The organism is Mesorhizobium sp. M1027 (genome assembly GCF_040318745.1).
Classification (GTDB): Bacteria; Pseudomonadota; Alphaproteobacteria; order Rhizobiales; family Rhizobiaceae; genus Mesorhizobium.
Genome location: NZ_JAMYMW010000013.1, coordinates 132125 through 149981 on the forward strand (window position 1 = coordinate 132125; position 17857 = coordinate 149981).

At 62.3% G+C, this 17857-nt stretch carries 13 protein-coding genes; 1 reads left to right on the forward strand and 12 read right to left on the reverse strand.

Annotation, left to right across the window (positions count from 1 at the left end; genetic code table 11):
- Window positions 1-3: 3 nt before the first annotated feature.
- From NKH50_RS23725 to NKH50_RS23780, 12 genes are all read right to left on the reverse strand, one after another.
- Window positions 4-774, reverse strand: coding sequence for a glutamine amidotransferase (locus tag NKH50_RS23725; RefSeq protein ID WP_352480709.1), 771 nt, complete (start codon window positions 772-774; stop codon window positions 4-6).
- 27 nt (window positions 775-801) lie between these two features.
- Window positions 802-1890, reverse strand: a complete 1089-nt coding sequence (locus NKH50_RS23730) for a phosphotriesterase family protein (RefSeq protein WP_352881311.1) — start codon at window positions 1888-1890, stop codon at window positions 802-804.
- A 4-nt stretch (window positions 1891-1894) separates the two neighbouring features.
- Window positions 1895-2899: an ABC transporter permease gene (locus NKH50_RS23735; protein ID WP_254819827.1), complete on the reverse strand. Its 1005-nt coding sequence runs from the start codon at window positions 2897-2899 to the stop codon at window positions 1895-1897.
- Window positions 2896-3693 carry an ATP-binding cassette domain-containing protein gene (locus NKH50_RS23740; RefSeq protein ID WP_352881313.1) on the reverse strand — a complete coding sequence of 266 codons (798 nt, stop codon included), beginning with the start codon at window positions 3691-3693 and terminating at the stop codon, window positions 2896-2898. The genes NKH50_RS23735 and NKH50_RS23740 overlap by 4 nt, the downstream gene beginning before the upstream one ends.
- Before the next feature lie 74 nt (window positions 3694-3767).
- Window positions 3768-4706 (reverse strand): ABC transporter substrate-binding protein, encoded by a 939-nt coding sequence (locus tag NKH50_RS23745; RefSeq protein WP_254819828.1) that lies wholly within the window; start codon window positions 4704-4706, stop codon window positions 3768-3770.
- Between the two features lie 116 nt (window positions 4707-4822).
- Window positions 4823-5434: a cupin domain-containing protein gene (locus NKH50_RS23750; protein WP_352480706.1), complete on the reverse strand. Its 612-nt coding sequence runs from the start codon at window positions 5432-5434 to the stop codon at window positions 4823-4825.
- 1379 nt (window positions 5435-6813) lie between these two features.
- Window positions 6814-10017 carry an efflux RND transporter permease subunit gene (locus NKH50_RS23755; protein WP_352778854.1) on the reverse strand — a complete coding sequence of 1068 codons (3204 nt, stop codon included), beginning with the start codon at window positions 10015-10017 and terminating at the stop codon, window positions 6814-6816.
- Complete coding sequence (locus NKH50_RS23760; RefSeq protein WP_352881407.1) at window positions 10014-11117, reverse strand: efflux RND transporter periplasmic adaptor subunit; 1104 nt, start codon at window positions 11115-11117, stop codon at window positions 10014-10016. The genes NKH50_RS23755 and NKH50_RS23760 overlap by 4 nt, the downstream gene beginning before the upstream one ends.
- Window positions 11118-11593: 476 nt before the next feature.
- On the reverse strand, window positions 11594-12793 hold the full coding sequence (locus NKH50_RS23765) for a mandelate racemase/muconate lactonizing enzyme family protein (protein ID WP_352881316.1): 1200 nt from the start codon (window positions 12791-12793) through the stop codon (window positions 11594-11596).
- A gap of 17 nt (window positions 12794-12810) precedes the next feature.
- Window positions 12811-14172: a mandelate racemase/muconate lactonizing enzyme family protein gene (locus NKH50_RS23770; protein ID WP_352778850.1), complete on the reverse strand. Its 1362-nt coding sequence runs from the start codon at window positions 14170-14172 to the stop codon at window positions 12811-12813.
- Between the two features lie 55 nt (window positions 14173-14227).
- Window positions 14228-15394 carry a mandelate racemase/muconate lactonizing enzyme family protein gene (locus NKH50_RS23775; protein ID WP_352706358.1) on the reverse strand — a complete coding sequence of 389 codons (1167 nt, stop codon included), beginning with the start codon at window positions 15392-15394 and terminating at the stop codon, window positions 14228-14230.
- A 55-nt stretch (window positions 15395-15449) separates the two neighbouring features.
- Window positions 15450-16160 (reverse strand): GntR family transcriptional regulator, encoded by a 711-nt coding sequence (locus NKH50_RS23780; RefSeq protein WP_352739431.1) that lies wholly within the window; start codon window positions 16158-16160, stop codon window positions 15450-15452.
- A 208-nt stretch (window positions 16161-16368) separates the two neighbouring features.
- Between NKH50_RS23780 and NKH50_RS23785 the strand changes: the two genes are divergently transcribed.
- Window positions 16369-17847, forward strand: coding sequence for an ABC transporter substrate-binding protein (locus NKH50_RS23785; protein ID WP_352881319.1), 1479 nt, complete (start codon window positions 16369-16371; stop codon window positions 17845-17847).
- Window positions 17848-17857 lie beyond the last annotated feature (10 nt).

The window sequence follows — 17857 nt, forward strand, 5'->3', positions numbered from 1 at the left end:
GGCTCAGCTCTCGCCGGTCGCCCAACCCAGCATCTGTTCGAACAGGGTCTTGTAGCCTGGCCAGGCGATGAACTGCGGCGGCAGCCAATGCGGCCCGACATCGGATGTCCAGGCCACGGTGCGGCCCTTGCCGTAATGGCCGGTGACAAGCAGCGGCAGCGAACCATAATCCGACGATACGCTGGCCAGAACTTCCACATCGTCCTTCAGTGTCACCTCGTTGAAGCCGAGCAGGATCGGCCAGTCCGAACCGAGGCCCCTGAGGATAGGATGTGTCGACCCTGGTTTCGGCACCGGGGCAAAGCCTTCGGGAACCTCGACGCGGTCGTCGTAGGCCAGGCAGTTCACCGGCAGCACGTCCTCGATCGGCGTCTTGCGGTAGCGCGCGCCGCCATTGATGCCCTGGAAGCTGTAATAACCGCCGAACATCAACAGACCGCCGCCGTCGCTGACGTAATCGCGGAGCAGGCGCAGGCGGTTCGGCGTCGGCTTGGAGTGGACCCAGGTGTCGGGATGCAGCAGCAGGGTGTTGGCGCCAATGTCGGAGAGCACGACCGCGTCATAGGCCGACAGCGCCTCCATCGTCTGAGGAAAGCCACGCTGCGCCTCATGCGCCGGCATGAAGGTGACGTCGAAATCGGTCGCCTTGAGCGCGCCCAGCAATTCGTCGGCGCCGGTGTGATAGGTGACAGTCGGGAACTGGTCGAAACCCTTGATGTGGGTCGCGGTCGACACCCAGGATTCGCCGGCAAGCAGGATCTTCTTCTTGGACATTTGAACTCCCGTGTAGTTCCAGGCCGCTTAGAGCCGCGCGAATACGCTTTTCGGATTGGCGATCAGCATGCGGTCGATGGCCGCCTGCTCGACGCCGTGGCGTTTCAGACGCGGTATGAAATGCTTCAGGATATAGCCATAGCCGAAGCCGCCGAAGCGCGTCAGCATGATCTTGAGGAACACATCCTGCGACAATAGCAGGCGGTCGCCGAAGCCGGCCTCGACAAGGGCGGCGATGGCGCGTGCATTCTCCTCGTCGGAGGGCGATTGCGCGTCCTGGTCGGCATAATAATAGTCCATGCCGATCATGTCGTATTCGAGGAACGCGCCGCGCCGGGCGAGGCTTTTCTGGTAATCGGGATCGTCGTGGCTCGGGTTCATGTGGCAGAGCACCGTGTGGCGAAGATCGGCGCCCTCGGCCTCGACGATATCGAGCACGTCGTGCGCCAGCCGCTCCCAGCCAGGCAGATGGATCGACAGCGGCACGCCGGTGATACGCGAGGCGCGCGCCGAAGCTCGCAGCGACTTGCGTTCCTCGGCGGTGAAATCCTTGCTGACGCCGACCTCGCCGATCAGCCCGGCCATGATCGGCGGCTGCGTCTCGCCGCCGCCGACATCGTTGACGATGAACTCGGTCACGGCGTCGACATCCATGGCCTTCAGCCATTCGGGATGGGTATGCTCGAGATAGAAACCGGTGCCCATGACGATCTTGAGGCCGGACATGCGGCTGATGCGGGCGAGCTTTTCGGGGTCACGGCCGATGCCGATGTTGGTGGCGTCGACGACGGTGTGGCCGCCCAGCGCGCGATAGCGCTGCAGTTCCGACAGCGCCAGGTCGGCGTCGTCGAGCGAGACATTGTCGCGGTTGACGTAAGGGTTCATGCGCAATTCGCCGATGATCTCGATGTTCACCGGCTGCTCGGCGATCGCCATGTCATCGGGATGGCAGGGGCATTTCCAGCTGCGCGCGCCGTCGAGCAATATGTGCTCGTGCATCAGCGTTATCCCCATCTCCTCGACCGGAACCGGGCCGAGCACGGTCATCACTTGGCCGGTTTCGACCCCGATTGGCAACCGCTGCCTGGGCGCTGCGTCATCGAACAGACCACTCATCGGCTCAACGGCTCCGCACGGCGCCGCGGAACAGGCGGAAGTTCAGCCAGATGGCGATCAGGATGATCGTTCCGGTGACGATCGGCGTCAGGAAGGGCGACAGATGCGCCAGGATCAGGCCGTTGCCGATGACGGCGACGGTCAGCGCGCCGAGCACCGTGCCGATGATCGTTCCACGGCCGCCGAACAGGCTGGTGCCGCCGAGCACGACGGCGGCGATGACTTCCAGCTCGAAACCCTGTCCGGCATTTGAAGATCCCGATCCGAGCCGGGCAGCAATGATGATGCCGGCAAGGGCCGCCGCGGTGGCGGAAATCACATAGACGAAGAGCGTCGTCTGCCGCGTGTTGACGCCGGCACGCCGCACCGCCTCGGCGTTGGCGCCGATGCCGGTGACATAGCGGCCGAACGGCGTCTCGTTGAAGGCGAGATAGGCGATCGCCAGGATCGCCAGCGCGATCAGCGCCGGCACCGGCACGCCAAGGAACCAGGCGCGGCCCAGCACGGTGAAAGCGCTTCCGGGCTCGATCGGGATGGAATAGCCGCCGGTGATCAGCAGCGCCACGCCCCGGATCACCGAAAGCCCGGCAAGCGTGACGATGAAGGACGGGATGCCCTCATAGGCGACGAAGTAGCCCTGCACCGCGCCAAGCAGGGCACCGAGCGCGAGCATGACGAGGATAACGACTGGCCACGGCAGGCCAAACTGCAAAAGTGTCGCCGACAGCGTCGCCACCAGCGCCAGCACGGAGCCGACCGAAAGATCGATGCCGCCGGTGGTGATGACGAAAGTCATTGCCGCGGCAACGATCAGCAGCGGCGCCGACTGCCGCAGGATGTTCAACAGATTGGGCGATGTCAGAAACGCGTCGGTCGCAACCGAGAAGATGATGCAGACGACCAGAAAGAACAGCGCGATCGAGACGACACTGCCATTGGCCAGGAGCGCATCGCGCCAGGTGCCCTTGCGCACTCGTGAGGGCTGGGCGGCGTGGATCGCGTCGCTCATGCCGGCGCTCCACCGCGGTAGCCGTTGGTGGCGGAACGCGCATTGAACTTGCGGCCGACGATCAGATTGACCACGTCCTCGATGTTGGTCTCGCCGATCAGCCGCTCGGCTACGTTGCGCCCCTCGTACATGACCTGGATGCGGTCGCAGACGAGGAACAGATCCTGCAGCCGGTGGGTGATCAGGATGACGCTGACACCGCGCGCACTGACCGCACGGATCAGTTCGAGCACCGCCTCGACTTCGGCCACGGCAAGCGCTGCCGTCGGCTCGTCCATGATCAGCACGGCCGGCTCGAACGAGGCGGCACGGCCGATCGCGATCGACTGGCGCTGCCCGCCGGAGAGGTTTTCGACCTTGAGTCGCGTGTCGGCAATGACGATACCGAGCCGATCGAGCATCTGGCGGGTCTCTTCATGCATGCGCTTCTTGTCGAGAAAGGAAATACCTGCGATGCGGCGACGCGGCTCGCGGCCGAGAAACAGATTGCCGGCGACGTCGACCGTGTCGCACAGCGACAGGTCCTGGTAGACCATCTCGACGCGCGCCGCACGCGCGTCCGCCGGCGAGTTGAAGATCACCGGCTTGCCGTCGATCTCGATGGTGCCGGCGTCGGGAACTACGGCTCCCGACAGCACCTTGCTCAATGTCGATTTGCCGGCGCCATTGTCGCCGACCAGCCCCAGCACCTCGCCCGGCTTCAGCGTCAGCGATACGTCATCGAGCGTCTGGATGGCGTTGTAGCGCTTTGAGATGCCGCTCATCCGCACCCGATAGGTCTGGCCACTGCTCATCTGGGATTCCACGCGATTGCAAGTCATCCGCGGCGCAGCCTCAGACGGCGCCGCGGCCCGGTCGCCAACGCAGTTTACTTGAACATCGCGCGGTATTGGTCGACATTCTTCTTGGTCACGATCGTCACCGGGATGTTGATGATCGGATCGATTTTCTCGCCCTTCTTGAGCTTGCCCAGCGCTTCGACCGCAGCCTTGCCTTCGCCTGCCGGATCCTGCTGCACGACCGCGACCACCCAGCCGTCGTCGATGCCCTGAACGGCCTGCTTGGTCAGATCCCAGCCGAACACCTTGACGTCGCCAGTGCGGCCCTGGCTGGTCACGGCCGAAACTGCGCCGAGCAAGGCTGGTTCGCCGGTTGCATAGAGCGAGTTCATGTCCGGATTGGCAGTCATCAGGTTTTCCGAAGCGCTCAACGCGGTCTCCTGAACGTTCTGGCCGTCGACCGTGTCGAGGAAGGTGACGGCCTGGCCGCTTTCGGTCACCGCCTTCTTGAAGCCGTCGAGCCGCTGGTTCTGGATGAATGAATTGAGTGCGCCGACGATACCGATCTTGGCCTTGCCCCCCATCTCGGTCTTCACATAGTCGGCGTAGAATTTGCCGATGTCCTCGCCGGCCTTGGTGTTGTCGACGCCGATGAACGAAATATTGTCGCCGTCGGGGATCTGCGCGTCGATGGCTATGACGGGAATGCCGGCCGCCTTGGCTGCGGTGATCGCAGGCTTGACGCCGTTGACGTCGATGGCGACTAGAATGATGCCGTCGACTTTCTGCGTGATGTAGTTCTCGATCGCGTCGTTCTGCGCGCTCGGCACATTATTCGCGTTGAAGATGACCAGCTTGGCGCCGGCGGCGTCGGCTGCCTTTTGCGCGCCCTCGTTGATCTGGTTGAAGAACAGGGCCTGCTGGTTGATGTTGACGAGAGCGAACGTATCGGCAAGCGCCGAGCCCATGGCTGCCGAGCCCATGGCAACGGCGGCGGCACAGCCGGCGAGAAGTTTGAACAGACGCATTTCGGTTCCCCTTGCTTGCGGACCAGACCTAGGCCGGTCCCGTTGGTGCTACAGGCACGAAGCAAGCATTCAAGAGACTTGAATATTTGTCAATCCAAATGAACGCCGAGCGTTGCTCAGAAAGTCGCCGGCGTATTGACCCAGAAAATGCTGGCGCGTTCCTCGCCGATGTTGCGGTAATGATGCGGCAGCTCCGACCTGAACACGAAGGCATCGCCCGTGGCGAGAGCATGGCTCTTGCCATCGACGATCAGTTCGATCCGCCCGGCGAGCACATAGCCGACTTCCTCGCCGGAATGCTGGATCGGACCTTCGCTCGAGCCCTCCGCCTCGATGTGATGGATGTTGCATTGTAAGAGGTGGCCAGGCGAATATGGAATGATGCGTTCGAGCGAAATTCCTTCGCCGCGCCGTAGCGCGTCGAGCGCAATCAAAGGCCTTGCGCCCGCCCGGAATACGATCGCCTCGTCGTCGTCGACTTGCTCGAACATCCAGCCAATGTTGGTGTCGAGAACCTCGACCAGACGGTGAAGCATGGGCAGGGACGGCGAAGCCTTACCGTTCTCGATCTTGGACAGCAGGCTTTCCGAGCAATTCGCAGCCGCGGCCAGCGTCTTCAGCGTCATGCCGCGTGTCTGGCGGGCGAGACGCAGCCGAGTTCCAAGTCTCGCGGCATTTACGGTGGCGTCCGTTTCTGACTCTGGCCGCCGTCGATCGATCTTGTTCATCTGTTCGCCAACCATTCAACGGTCAAGGGCAACTATCGCGCGAGCAAAAGACCTCGGCCGACGATTTGCAAGTGCTGATGCGTCAAATTCGAGACTTCAGCCGCAGCTGCCGCATCCGGCGAATGCCGCTCCCGCATGAACCGTGCTGATGATCCCGCGCCAGTTATCCCCTGTCGCTTGCCTGTCCATCGTGGTCGAAATCGCCAGCCGTTACTGCGTTTGCGTCACGTGGCGAGTGGACTTGGGACGACAATGCGTGCAAGGCGGGCCACGTAGCCAATCTACACAACCACGGCCGCGCCGACACGATAAAATCTGGACTGTCACCGAATTGCGGAGCGCGCCCAGAAGTCACCCGGGCCGGGCCCAATAGAGTTACACCCAGGGCGGGCAGGCTCTAGATAGCCGCGGCGTAGTCATAAAATCCCTGGGGCAGTCGCGCGCTTGAGCTTCGGCAATTTTTGAAGAAAGTCCAACAGAATTAATGGACTAGCGCCTTGCGGAAGTGAATTGCGGAAGCGGCGACCGATTAATGCTTTAGAAGTATAGATACATCTACACGAGGTGCGAAGAAGCAACGCCAATACAGCTGATTGGTTACAGCATATTTATTTTCGCATATGTGGTATTGACCGTCCGGGGATTCCTGGACACGGTCCCGTGGGATGGTGAAATTATGCGGCAAGTAAGTGTAGCCGCCGTCTACCCTGGACCGCACCGAAGACCGAGGTATGGCGCGGCAATCTGAACCGCCGCAGCACTTGAATTTGGTCTGCGGGTCAATCTTGTCTTCGTACCAATCATGGGCGTTAGCGGCTGTTGCGGCAGCGATACACATCGCCGTGAAGATGAGCCTTCGCATGGCATTCCTCAAGTATCTGGCAGGCGCTGCTCGTTGGGGTTTCCATGTATATTAGCGTTCCATTGAAAATACCATTGGCCTCCGACCGACTTAACGCAGCTCCAGCCAGCGGCGCTCGCAACGGAAGACCGCGTCGCGTCACGTCAGGACGACACTTGCGCCGAACAAAGGTCTGCTCTTGTCGCTCCGGGTTTGAAAGCCGACCATCTGCTCTGCGCCGCAATCTCGGCCATTGAGATTAGCTTGTCCGCGTTCTGAAAGCAGACACCGCAAGCGAGGACGCCGGAGGTCGCGGTTGCGCCCTTAAGCCCCGCCTGGCCGACCAGATAGAAGATCGCATTGGCCTCGCCGCCCGGCATCGTCTCGCTGGATGCGGCTGTTGGGCTGGATTGCTGGCTCAGAGCGAGCAAGAGTCTCCGCTGTACCTCGACGCCGAAGTCGCGCAGATCGTGGCCGTTGCCGCGCCGCGCCGATTTTCTGGAGTGGTAAGCCCTGCCCGACGCGGCGAATTCGTAACCTACTCGGCGGCCGTCTCCGCTGGCGCCCCTGCCGGCCCCGAAGGCTCGGCCTCGGCACGGGGCTTGCGCCGCGAAAACAGCGACCTGAGCGTGACGTAGAACACCGGCGTCAGGAAAAGGCCGACGAAGGTGACGCCGAGCATGCCGGAGAATACCGCGGTGCCGAGCGACTGGCGCATTTCTGCGCCCGGGCCCGTTGCGATCATCAGCGGCACGACGCCGAGGATGAACGAGAAGGCGGTCATCAGGATCGGCCGCAGCCTGAGCCGGCAGGCTTCGACGGCAGCCTCGGCGGCCGACAGCCCGCGTTCCTGCGCCTGCCGCGCGAATTCGACGATCAGGATCGCGTTCTTGGCGGCAAGCCCGATTAGCACGATGAGGCCGATCTGCACGAGGATGTTGTTGTCCAGCCCTCGGAACGACACGCCGAGCAACGCCGCGAGCACGCCGAGCGGCACCACCAGCACAATGGCGAACGGCAGCACCAAGCTTTCATATTGCGCCGCCAGCGCCAGGAACACGAACAGCACCGAAAGTCCGAAGATATAGAGAGCGGCATTGCCTGTGTTGCGCTCCTGATAGGCGAGCTCGGTCCATTCATAGGAGGTACCGGCCGGCAGCGTCTTTGCCGTGATCCCTTCCATCAATGCCAGCGCGTCGCCTGTGGAAACGCCGGGCGCGGCGTTGCCCTGCAGCGGCACCGAGACGTACATGTTGTAGCGCTGGACCAACGCCGGGCCGGTGGCGTCGCGGATCTCGACCAACGTGCCGAGCGGAACCAGCGCGCCGGTCGCCGAGCGCACCTTCAGTTTCAAGATGTCGGCGCGATCTATGCGGAACGCCTGGTCGGCCTGCGCCCGCACCTGGTAGACGCGCCCGAAAGCGTTGAAGTCGTTGACGTAGGCGGTGCCCAAATTGATCGACAGCGTCTCGAAGATGTTGGGGATAGGCACGTTCAGGATGCGCGCCTTGTCGCGATCGATCGCCAGGAAGAATTGCGGGCTCGACGCGGAGAAGGTGGTAAACACGCCCGTCAGCCCCGGCGTCTTGTTGGCCTTGCCGGCGATTTCGTAGGCAAGCGCCAGGACCTGTCGCATGTCGGCGCTGTTGCGCTCCTGGATCTGCAGCTTGAAGCCGCCGGCATTGCCGACGCCGCGGATCGGCGGCGGCGGCAGTGCGATAATGAAGGCTTCCTTGATGCTTTGCAGGCTGCCGAACAGATTGCCGATGACCTGGGTTGCCGACTGGTCGGCTTTCAGTCGCTCGTCAAACGGCTTGAACCTGGCGAAGATCACGCCCGCATTGCTGGCGTTGGTGAAGGTCGCGCCGGAGAAGCCGGCGAAGGCGACTGCGTAGTCGACGCCTGGCGTTTTCTGGATGATCTGCGACGCCTGCTGGATGACCGCATCGGTCCTCGACAGCGAAGCGCCGTCCGGCAACTGGACGACGACGATCGCATAGCCCTGGTCAAGCGACGGAATGAAACCGCGCGGCACCGCCTGCACCAGGTAGACCGTGGCGTAGATGAGGCCCGCGAAAACGGCCAGCATGGCGGCGATCGTTATCCACGAGCCGATCAGCACGCGGATGATGCTCGAATACCAGTGGGCGACCCTGTCGAAGCCGCGATTGAAGCCGTCGGCGAGCGCCCGTCCGAACCGCGCCAGGAAAAAGCGCGGCGGCGCCGCCGCGGCGTGGTGCGGCTTGAACAGCAGTGCGGCCAGCGCCGGCGAAAGCGTCAGCGAATTGAATGCCGAGATCGCCGTCGACACCGCGATGGTGATCGCAAACTGCAGGTAAAACTGCCCAGAAATGCCGGGGATGAAGGCTGTCGGTACGAACACGGCTATCAGCACCAGCGAGATCGCGATGACCGCGGTTCCGACTTCGTCCATGGTCAGGTGCGACGCCGGATTGGGCGCCAGCCCTCGGGCGATATTGCGCTCGACGTTCTCGACCACGACGATCGCATCGTCGACGACGATGCCGATCGCCAGAACGAGGCCGAACAGCGTCAGCATGTTGAGCGAGAAGCCGGCGGCGTAAAGCACCGCCAGCGTGCCGATCAGCGACACGGGGATCGCCACGATCGGCACGATCGCCATGCGCCACGATTGCAGGAAGACGATAATGACGATGATGACCAGCAGCATCGCCTCGAGGATTGTCTTGTAGACCTCCTGGATCGACTCGGCGACGAACTCGGTCGGATTGTAGACGATGTCGTAGCTCAGCCCCTTCGGGAAGTCGCGGGAAAGCTCCTTCATCTTGTCCTGGATCTCCGCGGCTGCGGCGAGCGCATTGGTGCCCGGCCGCTGGAAGATGGCGAGCGCCACCGCCGGTTTGCCGTTGAGATAGGAGTTGGTGACGTAATCCTTGGCGCCGAGCTCGATGCGCGCCACGTCCTGCAGCGAGATCAGGCGGCCGTCGGCGGCCGATTTGACGATCACGTATCGGAAGTCGCGTGCGTCGTTGAAGCGGCCTTGCGTGGTGACCGTGTACTGGAACGCCGTGCCGGTGCTGGTCGGCGGCGCGCCGATCGAGCCACCCGACACCTGGACGTTCTGGTCGCGCAGCGCCTGCACCACATCGCCCGAGGTCATCCCCAGGGCGGACAGTTTTTCCGGATCGAGCCAAATGCGCAGCGAATATTCGCGCTCGCCGAAGATGATGAGGTCGCCTACGCCGTCGAGTCTGAGCAGTATGTCGCGCACCCGCGAGCGGGCGTAGTTCGAGACGTAGAGCTGGTCGTAGGTATTGTCGGGCGACAGCATGTGCACGACCATCATCAGGTCGGGCGAGCTCTTGGTGGTGGTGATGCCGAGGCGTCGGACTTCTTCGGGCAGCCGCGGCTCGGCGACCGACACGCGGTTCTGCACCAGCACCTGCGCCTGGTCGAGATCGGTGCCCAGCTTGAATGTGATGGTCAGCGCCATCGCCCCGTCGCCCGACGAATAGGACGACATGTAGAGCATGCCCTCGACGCCGTTGATCTCCTGCTCGATCGGCGTTGCCACCGTCGCTGCGACCGTCTCGGCGTCGGCGCCCGGATACTGCGCGCGAACGACGATGGTCGGCGGCGCGATCTCGGGATATTGCGCGACCGGCAGCTGGGTGTAAGCAATCCCGCCGAGGATCAGCAGGACGACCGAAACGACCGATGCGAAGATCGGACGGTCGACGAAGAAATGTGCGAACCTCATTGCTGCAACTCGGCGATCTCGGCCTTGGGCGGCAACGTCACCATCTCGACCTTCACCTTGGTGCCGGGCCTGGCGTGCATCAGCCCGTTGACGATGATCGTCTCGTCGCCGGTCAGGCCCCCGCGGATCACCCGGTAGCCGTCGAGAAGCGGGCCGGTGCGCACGGGCTTCGCCGACACCATCCCGGCCTCATCCACCAGGAACACGATGCGGCGATCCTGATCGGCGCCGATCGCCTCGTCGGGCACCAGCACGCCGCTATGCGGCAGCGACCCCGGCACGTTGATGCGCCCGAACATGCCTGGCTGGAGAATGCCGTCGGTGTTGGGAAACCTTGCACGCACCCGCATGGTGCCGGTCGCGTTGTCGATCCGGTTCTCGGCAAAATCGAGCTTGCCTTTGAATACCCGCTCCGCGCGGTCGGCGACGCGAACCACCACCTCGAGCCCGCCGGCGCCTTCCTGCATGCTGCCGCCGCGCTCCTTCGCGTCGCGGGCGTAGCTGAAATACAGGCGCTCATCGACGTCGAAATAGAAGTCAATCGGATCGCGCGTAACGATGGTCGTCAGCAAGGTGGAATCCGGCTGCACGAGGTTGCCGACCGACACCAGCCGGCGGTCGATGCGGCCGGACAAGGGCGCCTTGATCTCGGTGAATTCCATGTTCAGGCTAGCCGTCGTCAGCGCAGCTGTCGCGCCCTGCATCTGCGCCTGCGCCGAAAGGTATTCCCGCCGGCGGTCGTCGAGCGTCGCGGTTGAGATATTGCCGGTCTTGGCGAGTTCGTCGGCGCGATCCAGCTGCATCTTGGAGAATTCGAGCAGACTCTTGGCGACGTTCACTTGCGACTTGGCGGCATCATAAGCCGCCTGGTACGGACGCTGGTCGATGGTGAAGAGCAGGTCTCCCTTGTTGACCAGTGCGCCGTCGTGGAAGCTGACCTTGTCCAGATAGCCGCTGACGCGCGAACGGATGGCGACCTGGTCGACGGCTTCGAAGCGCCCGACGAACTCGTCGTCTTCGACGATTTCACGGACCACCGGCTTGGCCGCCGTCACCACGGGTAGCTGCTGGTCCTGCGCAAACGCAGTGCTGAAAGCCATGCCGAGCAGGAATGTCGCCGATACGGCGGCGCGGGCAAGCCAGTCGGCCGATCGACGGGCTCGCCCGCCCGCGTCGCGATGCAATTGCCCATTCTCTAGGGTGTCCATTTGCGTCCCCGCTCGCTGGACCCGGAGGCCGGTTGATCCGCTTCTACGTTCAGGCTACTCGTCGAAATCAGAGCACTGCAGTGTTGTGCATGGCAAGATGATCATTTTCCATGTGGGCTGAAATGTCCACCCTGTGGCTGCCCCGCCACCCGCGACTGGCGACGCAGATCCACCGGGCGATCCGGGATGCCATTGAGACGGGGAGCGGCTAGACCTGGGAGCAGACTTTGGTCCCGTCGGGCTGAACGTCCGCAATCGGTCTTCAAACGTTAAAGCCGCCATTCCGCTATCGGGCCCCGAAACGGTCATTCCGGATGACAGGCTGCGTGAAGCGGTCCGCGCGGTGCAGGGTGGCGCAAGAACATGGTTCAGTCGAAGAAGCCCGCATCCTCTTCCCGGAGATACTTCCTGGCTGCTTCGGCGTCGATGTCGAGGCCCAGCCCCGGCGCTTCCAGCAGGTCCACCATGCTGTCCTTCACGATCTGCGACGGCAGGCCGATTACGAGGTCCTCCCACCACGGGTCGGAGGCGCTCGGGTATTCAAACGCGATGTAGTTGGCGGGCAGGGTGGCGCAGACATTGATCAGCGCGCCGAGGCCTAGAAGGCCGTTCGCGGTGCCGTGCGGTGCCATCAGGATCGAGTGCATATAGGCGTGCTCGGCGACCCATTTGAGCTCGGCAATGCCGCCAATATCGGCCGGATCGGGACCGATGACGCGCACCGCCTGAGTTTCGATCAGCTCCTTGAAATTGTGCCGCAGATAGATCTGCTCGCCGGTATGAATTGGCGTCGAGGTGGAGGTGGTCAGCTCCCGATAGGCCTGCGGATTGACCCACGGCACATAGTCGCCGGTCAGCATGTCCTCGAGCCACATCAAATTGTACTTCTCGACCGCGCGAGCGAACTTGATCGCATCGGGCAGCATCCAGCCAGGGCCGCAGTCGAGCGCCAGGCTGACCTTGTCGCCCATCACTTCCTTCATCGCGATCACGCAGTCGAGCATGTGGTTGAAACCGCGCTCGCTGATCACGCCCTGATCCATGGCACCGTGATAGCCAGCCTTCTTCTGCGTCACGCCGTAATGGAAGCCCTCGACGGTGTCCTTCATGTTGGAGTGGAACGAGATCCCTTGCTTGATCATGAAGAAGTTCTGCGGCTGCTCCATCATCCATTTCACGTCAGCGGCGTAATCCTCCGGCCGGTCCCCCGTTCGCTTTTGGCGGATCGAGCCGTTATAGACGCGCACCTTGTCGCGCACCTTGCCGCCGAGCAGTTTGTAGGCCGGCACGCCTGCGGCCTTGCCGGCTATGTCCCACAGCGCATGCTCGATAGCGCTTACCGCCGCGCCATAGGGCTTGAAAGAGCCGCGTTGGCGGATCTTCAGCATCACCCGCTCGACGTCGGTCGGGTCCTCGCCGATCAGCGCCTCGCGGAAATGCAGCACCCAGGGTTTGAGGTAGGTCTTGGTAAACTCGACTTCGCCAAGGCCATAGAGGCCCTCGTCGGTAACGATGCGGACGATGGGATGTTTGCCGATGACGGCGCAGCGGAGGTCGGTGATCTTCATCTTCGGTTCTTTTCGCCTCAGCTCCAGGTGCGGTCCCAGGAATACTCGTTATCCCAGTGATCCGTGGGCTGCCAGATGCCGGTGACACCTGGCTGCAGATGCTGCGAGATTACCTCGTCGACGACGTCGTCAATCCCCAGGCCAGGTTTGTCCGGAACAGTGACAAAGCCGTCCTTCACGAGCGGCCTGGGAACGCCGGTGACGATATCGTCCCACCAGTCGACATCGGCAGAGTGGTATTCGAGCGCCATGAAGTTTTCGGTCGCGGTCGCCACATGTGCCGCCGCCATTGCGGCGATGGGACTTTCGGCCATATGGATGGCCATCGCGACGCCGTGGTCCTGGGCCATGTCGCCGGTCTTCTTGGTCTCGAGGATGCCTCCGCTGGTGAGCAGGTCCGGGTGGACGACCGAGACACCGCCAGTCTTGAGCAAAGGTTCGAAACCCTCCTTGAGGTAAATGTCCTCGCCCGTGCAGATCGGCACCGTGGTCGCGGCCTGCAGTTGCCGGTACTGCTCGGTGTACTGCCATGGGATCACATCCTCGAGCCAGGCCGGCACGTATTTTTCAATCCGCCTGGCGAGCCGAATTCCGTTCTGCAGCGAGATGTGGCCGACATGGTCAATGGCGAGCGGAATATCCATGCCGATCACATCGCGAACCTCGGCAATGTACTGCTCAAGCAGGTCGAGGCCCTTGTCGGAAAAGTGGAGGCCGGTAAACGGATGGGGGACGTTGTGCAAATCGTAGGCGGCATTGCGGGCGCGTCGCTCCTCAAGGGTCTTGACGGGGCCGCGGCCGGGATGAACGCGGTACCCTTCAAGTGAGCCGGCAGGGGACACGACCGCACCGGGTACATCCGCGATCTGCATCAGCCCCAGATCCATCTTGAGGAAGGTGAAGCCGAGCGCCATGCGCTGCTTGAGGCGCTTGCCGGTCTCGGTGCCGCTCGGCACGGTAGCGTCGGTGTCGCAATAGACGCGCACCTTCTCCCGAAACCGGCCGCCGAGCATCTGGTAGACGGGCACGCCGTAGGCCTTGCCGGCGAGATCCCACAACGCAATTTCGACCGCCGAGACGCCGCCGCCTTGCCGGCCGTGCCCACCAAACTGCTTGATCCGGCGAAACAGGCGGTCGATGTCACAAGGGTTCTCGCCAAGCAGCCGGCTCTTCAGCATCAGCGCGTAGGTGGCGCTGGCGCCGTCGCGCACCTCGCCAAGCCCGACGATGCCCTGGTTGGTGTAAATCTTGAGCAGGGTTGAGGTGAACGGCGCGCCGACGATTTCGGCTATCCGCATGTCGGTGATGCGAAGCTGGGATGGCTTGGAGTTCGCGTTCACCCGATTGAGCGCTTCGTCGGCGCCAGCTGTCTTTGCCATGACTTATCCTCGTTTCGGCTTGTCGCCCCGCACCCTGCGCCGGCACAGAGTGTTGCTAGCCCAGCTCGATCTCGTGGGCCTGCAGGTAGTCGCGGTCCATCTCAATGCCGAGACCAGGCTTCGACGTCAGCTTGAGGCTGCCGTTCGAAATGTCGAGTGGTCTGTCGATCAGGTGATCGTATTTGCCCAGGTTCCACTCCGACGTTTCGAGTTTGTAGAAGTTGGGAACAGTCATCATCACCTGCGCTCCCGCAACCACGTTGATTGGTCCCGCGGCGTCATGTGGCGAGACCGGCACGTAGTAGGCTTCGCACAGCGCAGAAATTTTCTTGAGTTCGGTAATGCCGCCGGTCCAGGTAACGTCGGGCATGATGTAGTCGGCGAGCCTGTTCTCAAGTACCGGCACGAAATCCCATTTCGTGTGGCCGCGCTCGCCCCATGAGATAGCGGTATTGACCTTCTCACGCACCTGCTTGAGGGCGTTAAGGCTCTCGGGCGGGCAGGGCTCCTCAAACCAGTCGATCTGGCCGGCCTCTTCGAGACTCCGACAGAGGCGAATGGCGGTGGGGACGTCGAAGCGGCCATGCGCATCGATGAGAATGTCGATATCGGGTCCTGCCGTTTCGCGGATCAGAGCCGTGAGCTCGGCGGCTTCGCGCTCGTCCTTGCGGGTCATGCTGCCGTCGAGGTAGCCGTCCCGCTGTTCGCGGGGCAGGCCATCGGCGCTGCGGCCCTGGTGGGGGTAGGGATCGAACTTGAGCGCAGTGTGTCCGGACTCGACAATGTCTAGAATTTCGCGGACCACAGCCTCCTTGCTGGTGAATTTGGCCTGGTTGGGATGGGTGTAGAGCGCGATCTCATCGCGTACCGGCCCGCCCAGCAGCTCGTAAATCGGCTTGCCGAGGACTTTGCCCCTGATGTCCCAGAGGGCTATGTCGATAGCGCTCACGCATTCGACGGCGGCGCCGCGGCTTCCCATGTAGGTGAAGCTGCGGAAGATCTTGTGCCAGAGATGCTCGATGCGCGCCGGATCCTCGCCTGTCACGGCGACGCCGATCTGCCGCAGGATCGTGCAGAGAGCGCGGTTGGCGAGCCTTGTCGTGGTGGTGATCTCTCCCCAGCCACTCACTCCCTCGTCGGTCGTCACTTCGACGAACAGGAACTCTCCCCAGTAAGAAGCATCGGACTTGATCAGCCACGGCCGAATGCTCGTGATTTTCATCTCAACTACCTTTGCCTGAAAATAGTCAGCTAACGATGGTTTTGGACTGGACATTCTATCCGGCCCGAGCCGCGTTGCGCGCTCGCATCTGTTCCAGAATATGCCTGCCCGAACCCTCGACATGGCGGGAAACGAGTTCGGCCGCCTTGTCGGCCTCTCCCGCCTTGACAAGCGCGATGAGTTCGCGGTGCTCGCGCATGATCGCGGCACGTCGCGCCAGCGTGAAATTGAAACGACGGCTCACGGCTCGCAGCACTTCGCGATGCTTCCACCAAAGCTCGGCGGCGTGGCGGTTGTAGTGCCGTTGGTACATCACGGTGTGGAAAGCGGTATCCAGCTCACTATGCCTGAATGTGTCGGCGAAGTTGTTCTCTTCGATCAGGCCCTGGAGACGTTCGAGTTCGGCGATGTCCTCGCTGGTAGCCATGTTCACAAACCATCGTGTCAGGGCTGGCTCGATCAGAACACCGATCTCGTAGATATCCCGGACAAAATCCTGATCTATGGGTCGGACGCGCGCCCCGCGGTTGGCGACAAAGGTGACAAACCCTTCGCCGCGCAACAGTTGCAGGGCTTCGCGCACAGGATTGGTCGAAGTGCCGTGACGCCGGGCGAGATCGGTGACGACAAGCCGTTCGTTGGGGGCGAGCCGTCCCTCGATGATGTCTTCCCGGATCAATTCATAAAGCGAGGCGCCCTCGCTCGAGGCTCCGATGGGATCGGTCCCCACCGGTGGCATCGCTTTGAAATCGCTTGTTTCGGCCAAGGCCGGCTCCCCGTTTTAATACATACCTTGCCCGATATCACACACGGCTTCCGCAAACAATGTACGATTCTGCGCGTTGACAGGCAATCCATGATCTGAAAACGTACCAAGCGATCGAGCGGATACACTGATCTGAAAGAAGCATCCTCGCGATCGAAACGAGCAAGGACCGCTTTAGGGCGGCATGGGAGAACCAGGGAGGATACCTATGACGAGAATTGCCCTCGGCAGTGCCGTCCTGCGCGGCACTGTCGCCACTGCTTTGATCGCATCCCTGACGTCTACATCGGCGCTGGGTGCACCGCCGGTCGACCTGAGCAAGTGGTCGCCGGAATATGTGCGCTCGATTGCGGGCACACAGGATTTTGACACGGCCGCCGATTGCGCCAAGGTCACCCCGCTCGATTACAAGGGGCGACTGACTTTCTGGTATCAGGGCGTGTTCGAGGGCGACCCCGACCTCCTGCGCCAGTACTACAAGAATTTCTTCGAGACCTTCCGCAAGACCTATCCGAACATCCAGCTCGAGGAACAAGCCCTCACTTATAACGACCTTCTCGACAAGTTCCGCACGGCGCTCCTGGGCAATGCCGCGCCGATGGCGGTCCGCCTGCAAATCCTGGGTGGTACCGAGTTCGCCTCAAAGGGCTATCTGCAGCCGCTCAAGCCCGAGGATGTGGGGTATACGACCGAGGACTTCTGGCCCGGCGCCATGAAGGCCGTGACCTGGGAGGGCGTGACCTACGGTATTCCGACCAACAACGAGACGATGGCGTTCATCTGGAACGCCGACATCTTCAAGCGTGCCGGCCTCGATCCGGACAAGCCGCCGGCAACGTGGGACGACGTGGTCAAGTATTCCAAGCAGATCCACGACAAGCTCGGCATTGCCGGGTATGGCCTCGTGGCTCGCAAGAATGCCGGCAATACGCCGTACCGCTTCATGCCACAGCTGTGGGCCTATGGCGGCGGCGTCTTCGACGAAGCGACGCCGAACCCGACCTATGAGCAGGTCCAGCTCGATAGCCCGCAAAGCAAGGCAGCGCTGCAAGCCTCCTACGACATGTATGTTCGCGACAAGTCGGTTCCGGTTTCGGCACTCACCAACCAGCAGGCCGATAATCAGCCCCTGTTCGTCGCCGGCCAGCTCGGCATGATGATCTCGCACCCGTCCGACTATAACGTGATGCTCGACCTGCAGAAAAAGGCGACGGGCACCGACAAGGACAAGGCGCAGACGGTCATCGACAACATGCGCTACGGCCTGATCCCGACCGGTCCCGACGGCAAGCGCGCCGTCGTGTTCGGCGGCTCGAACATTCACATCCTGAAGCCCGAATATGTCGAGGGCGGCAAGGTAGATGAGCCGGCTGCAAAGGCCATCATCTGCATGTGGACGAGCCCTGAATGGTCGCTGAAGATGGCGTACGCCGGCTCGAATCCGGGCAACCTCAACGGCTTTAAGACCAAGTGGATGAAGGAACGTCTGGACAACATCAAGTTCCTCGATGTCACGACCTCGATGCTGCCATACGGCATCCCGTTCCCAGCGCTGCCGCAGGCCCCCGAGATCATGAACATCATCATCCCGGACATGCTGCAGAACGCCCTGACCGGAGCGATGACCGTCGACCAGGCAGCGGACGACGCAGCCAAGAGGGTGAGAGAGCTGATGGGCGGACTCTAGCGCAAGCCTG

Coding starts and splice junctions, on each gene's coding strand:
- NKH50_RS23725 (WP_352480709.1), bottom strand. CDS start 774: ATGTCCAAGAAGAAGATCCTGCTTGCCGGCGAATCCTGGGTGTCGACC.
- NKH50_RS23730 (WP_352881311.1), bottom strand. CDS start 1,890: ATGAGTGGTCTGTTCGATGACGCAGCGCCCAGGCAGCGGTTGCCAATC.
- NKH50_RS23735 (WP_254819827.1), bottom strand. CDS start 2,899: ATGAGCGACGCGATCCACGCCGCCCAGCCCTCACGAGTGCGCAAGGGC.
- NKH50_RS23740 (WP_352881313.1), bottom strand. CDS start 3,693: ATGAGCAGTGGCCAGACCTATCGGGTGCGGATGAGCGGCATCTCAAAG.
- NKH50_RS23745 (WP_254819828.1), bottom strand. CDS start 4,706: ATGCGTCTGTTCAAACTTCTCGCCGGCTGTGCCGCCGCCGTTGCCATG.
- NKH50_RS23750 (WP_352480706.1), bottom strand. CDS start 5,434: ATGAACAAGATCGATCGACGGCGGCCAGAGTCAGAAACGGACGCCACC.
- NKH50_RS23755 (WP_352778854.1), bottom strand. CDS start 10,017: ATGAGGTTCGCACATTTCTTCGTCGACCGTCCGATCTTCGCATCGGTC.
- NKH50_RS23760 (WP_352881407.1), bottom strand. CDS start 11,117: ATGGCTTTCAGCACTGCGTTTGCGCAGGACCAGCAGCTACCCGTGGTG.
- NKH50_RS23765 (WP_352881316.1), bottom strand. CDS start 12,793: ATGAAGATCACCGACCTCCGCTGCGCCGTCATCGGCAAACATCCCATC.
- NKH50_RS23770 (WP_352778850.1), bottom strand. CDS start 14,172: ATGGCAAAGACAGCTGGCGCCGACGAAGCGCTCAATCGGGTGAACGCG.
- NKH50_RS23775 (WP_352706358.1), bottom strand. CDS start 15,394: ATGAAAATCACGAGCATTCGGCCGTGGCTGATCAAGTCCGATGCTTCT.
- NKH50_RS23785 (WP_352881319.1), top strand. CDS start 16,369: ATGACGAGAATTGCCCTCGGCAGTGCCGTCCTGCGCGGCACTGTCGCC.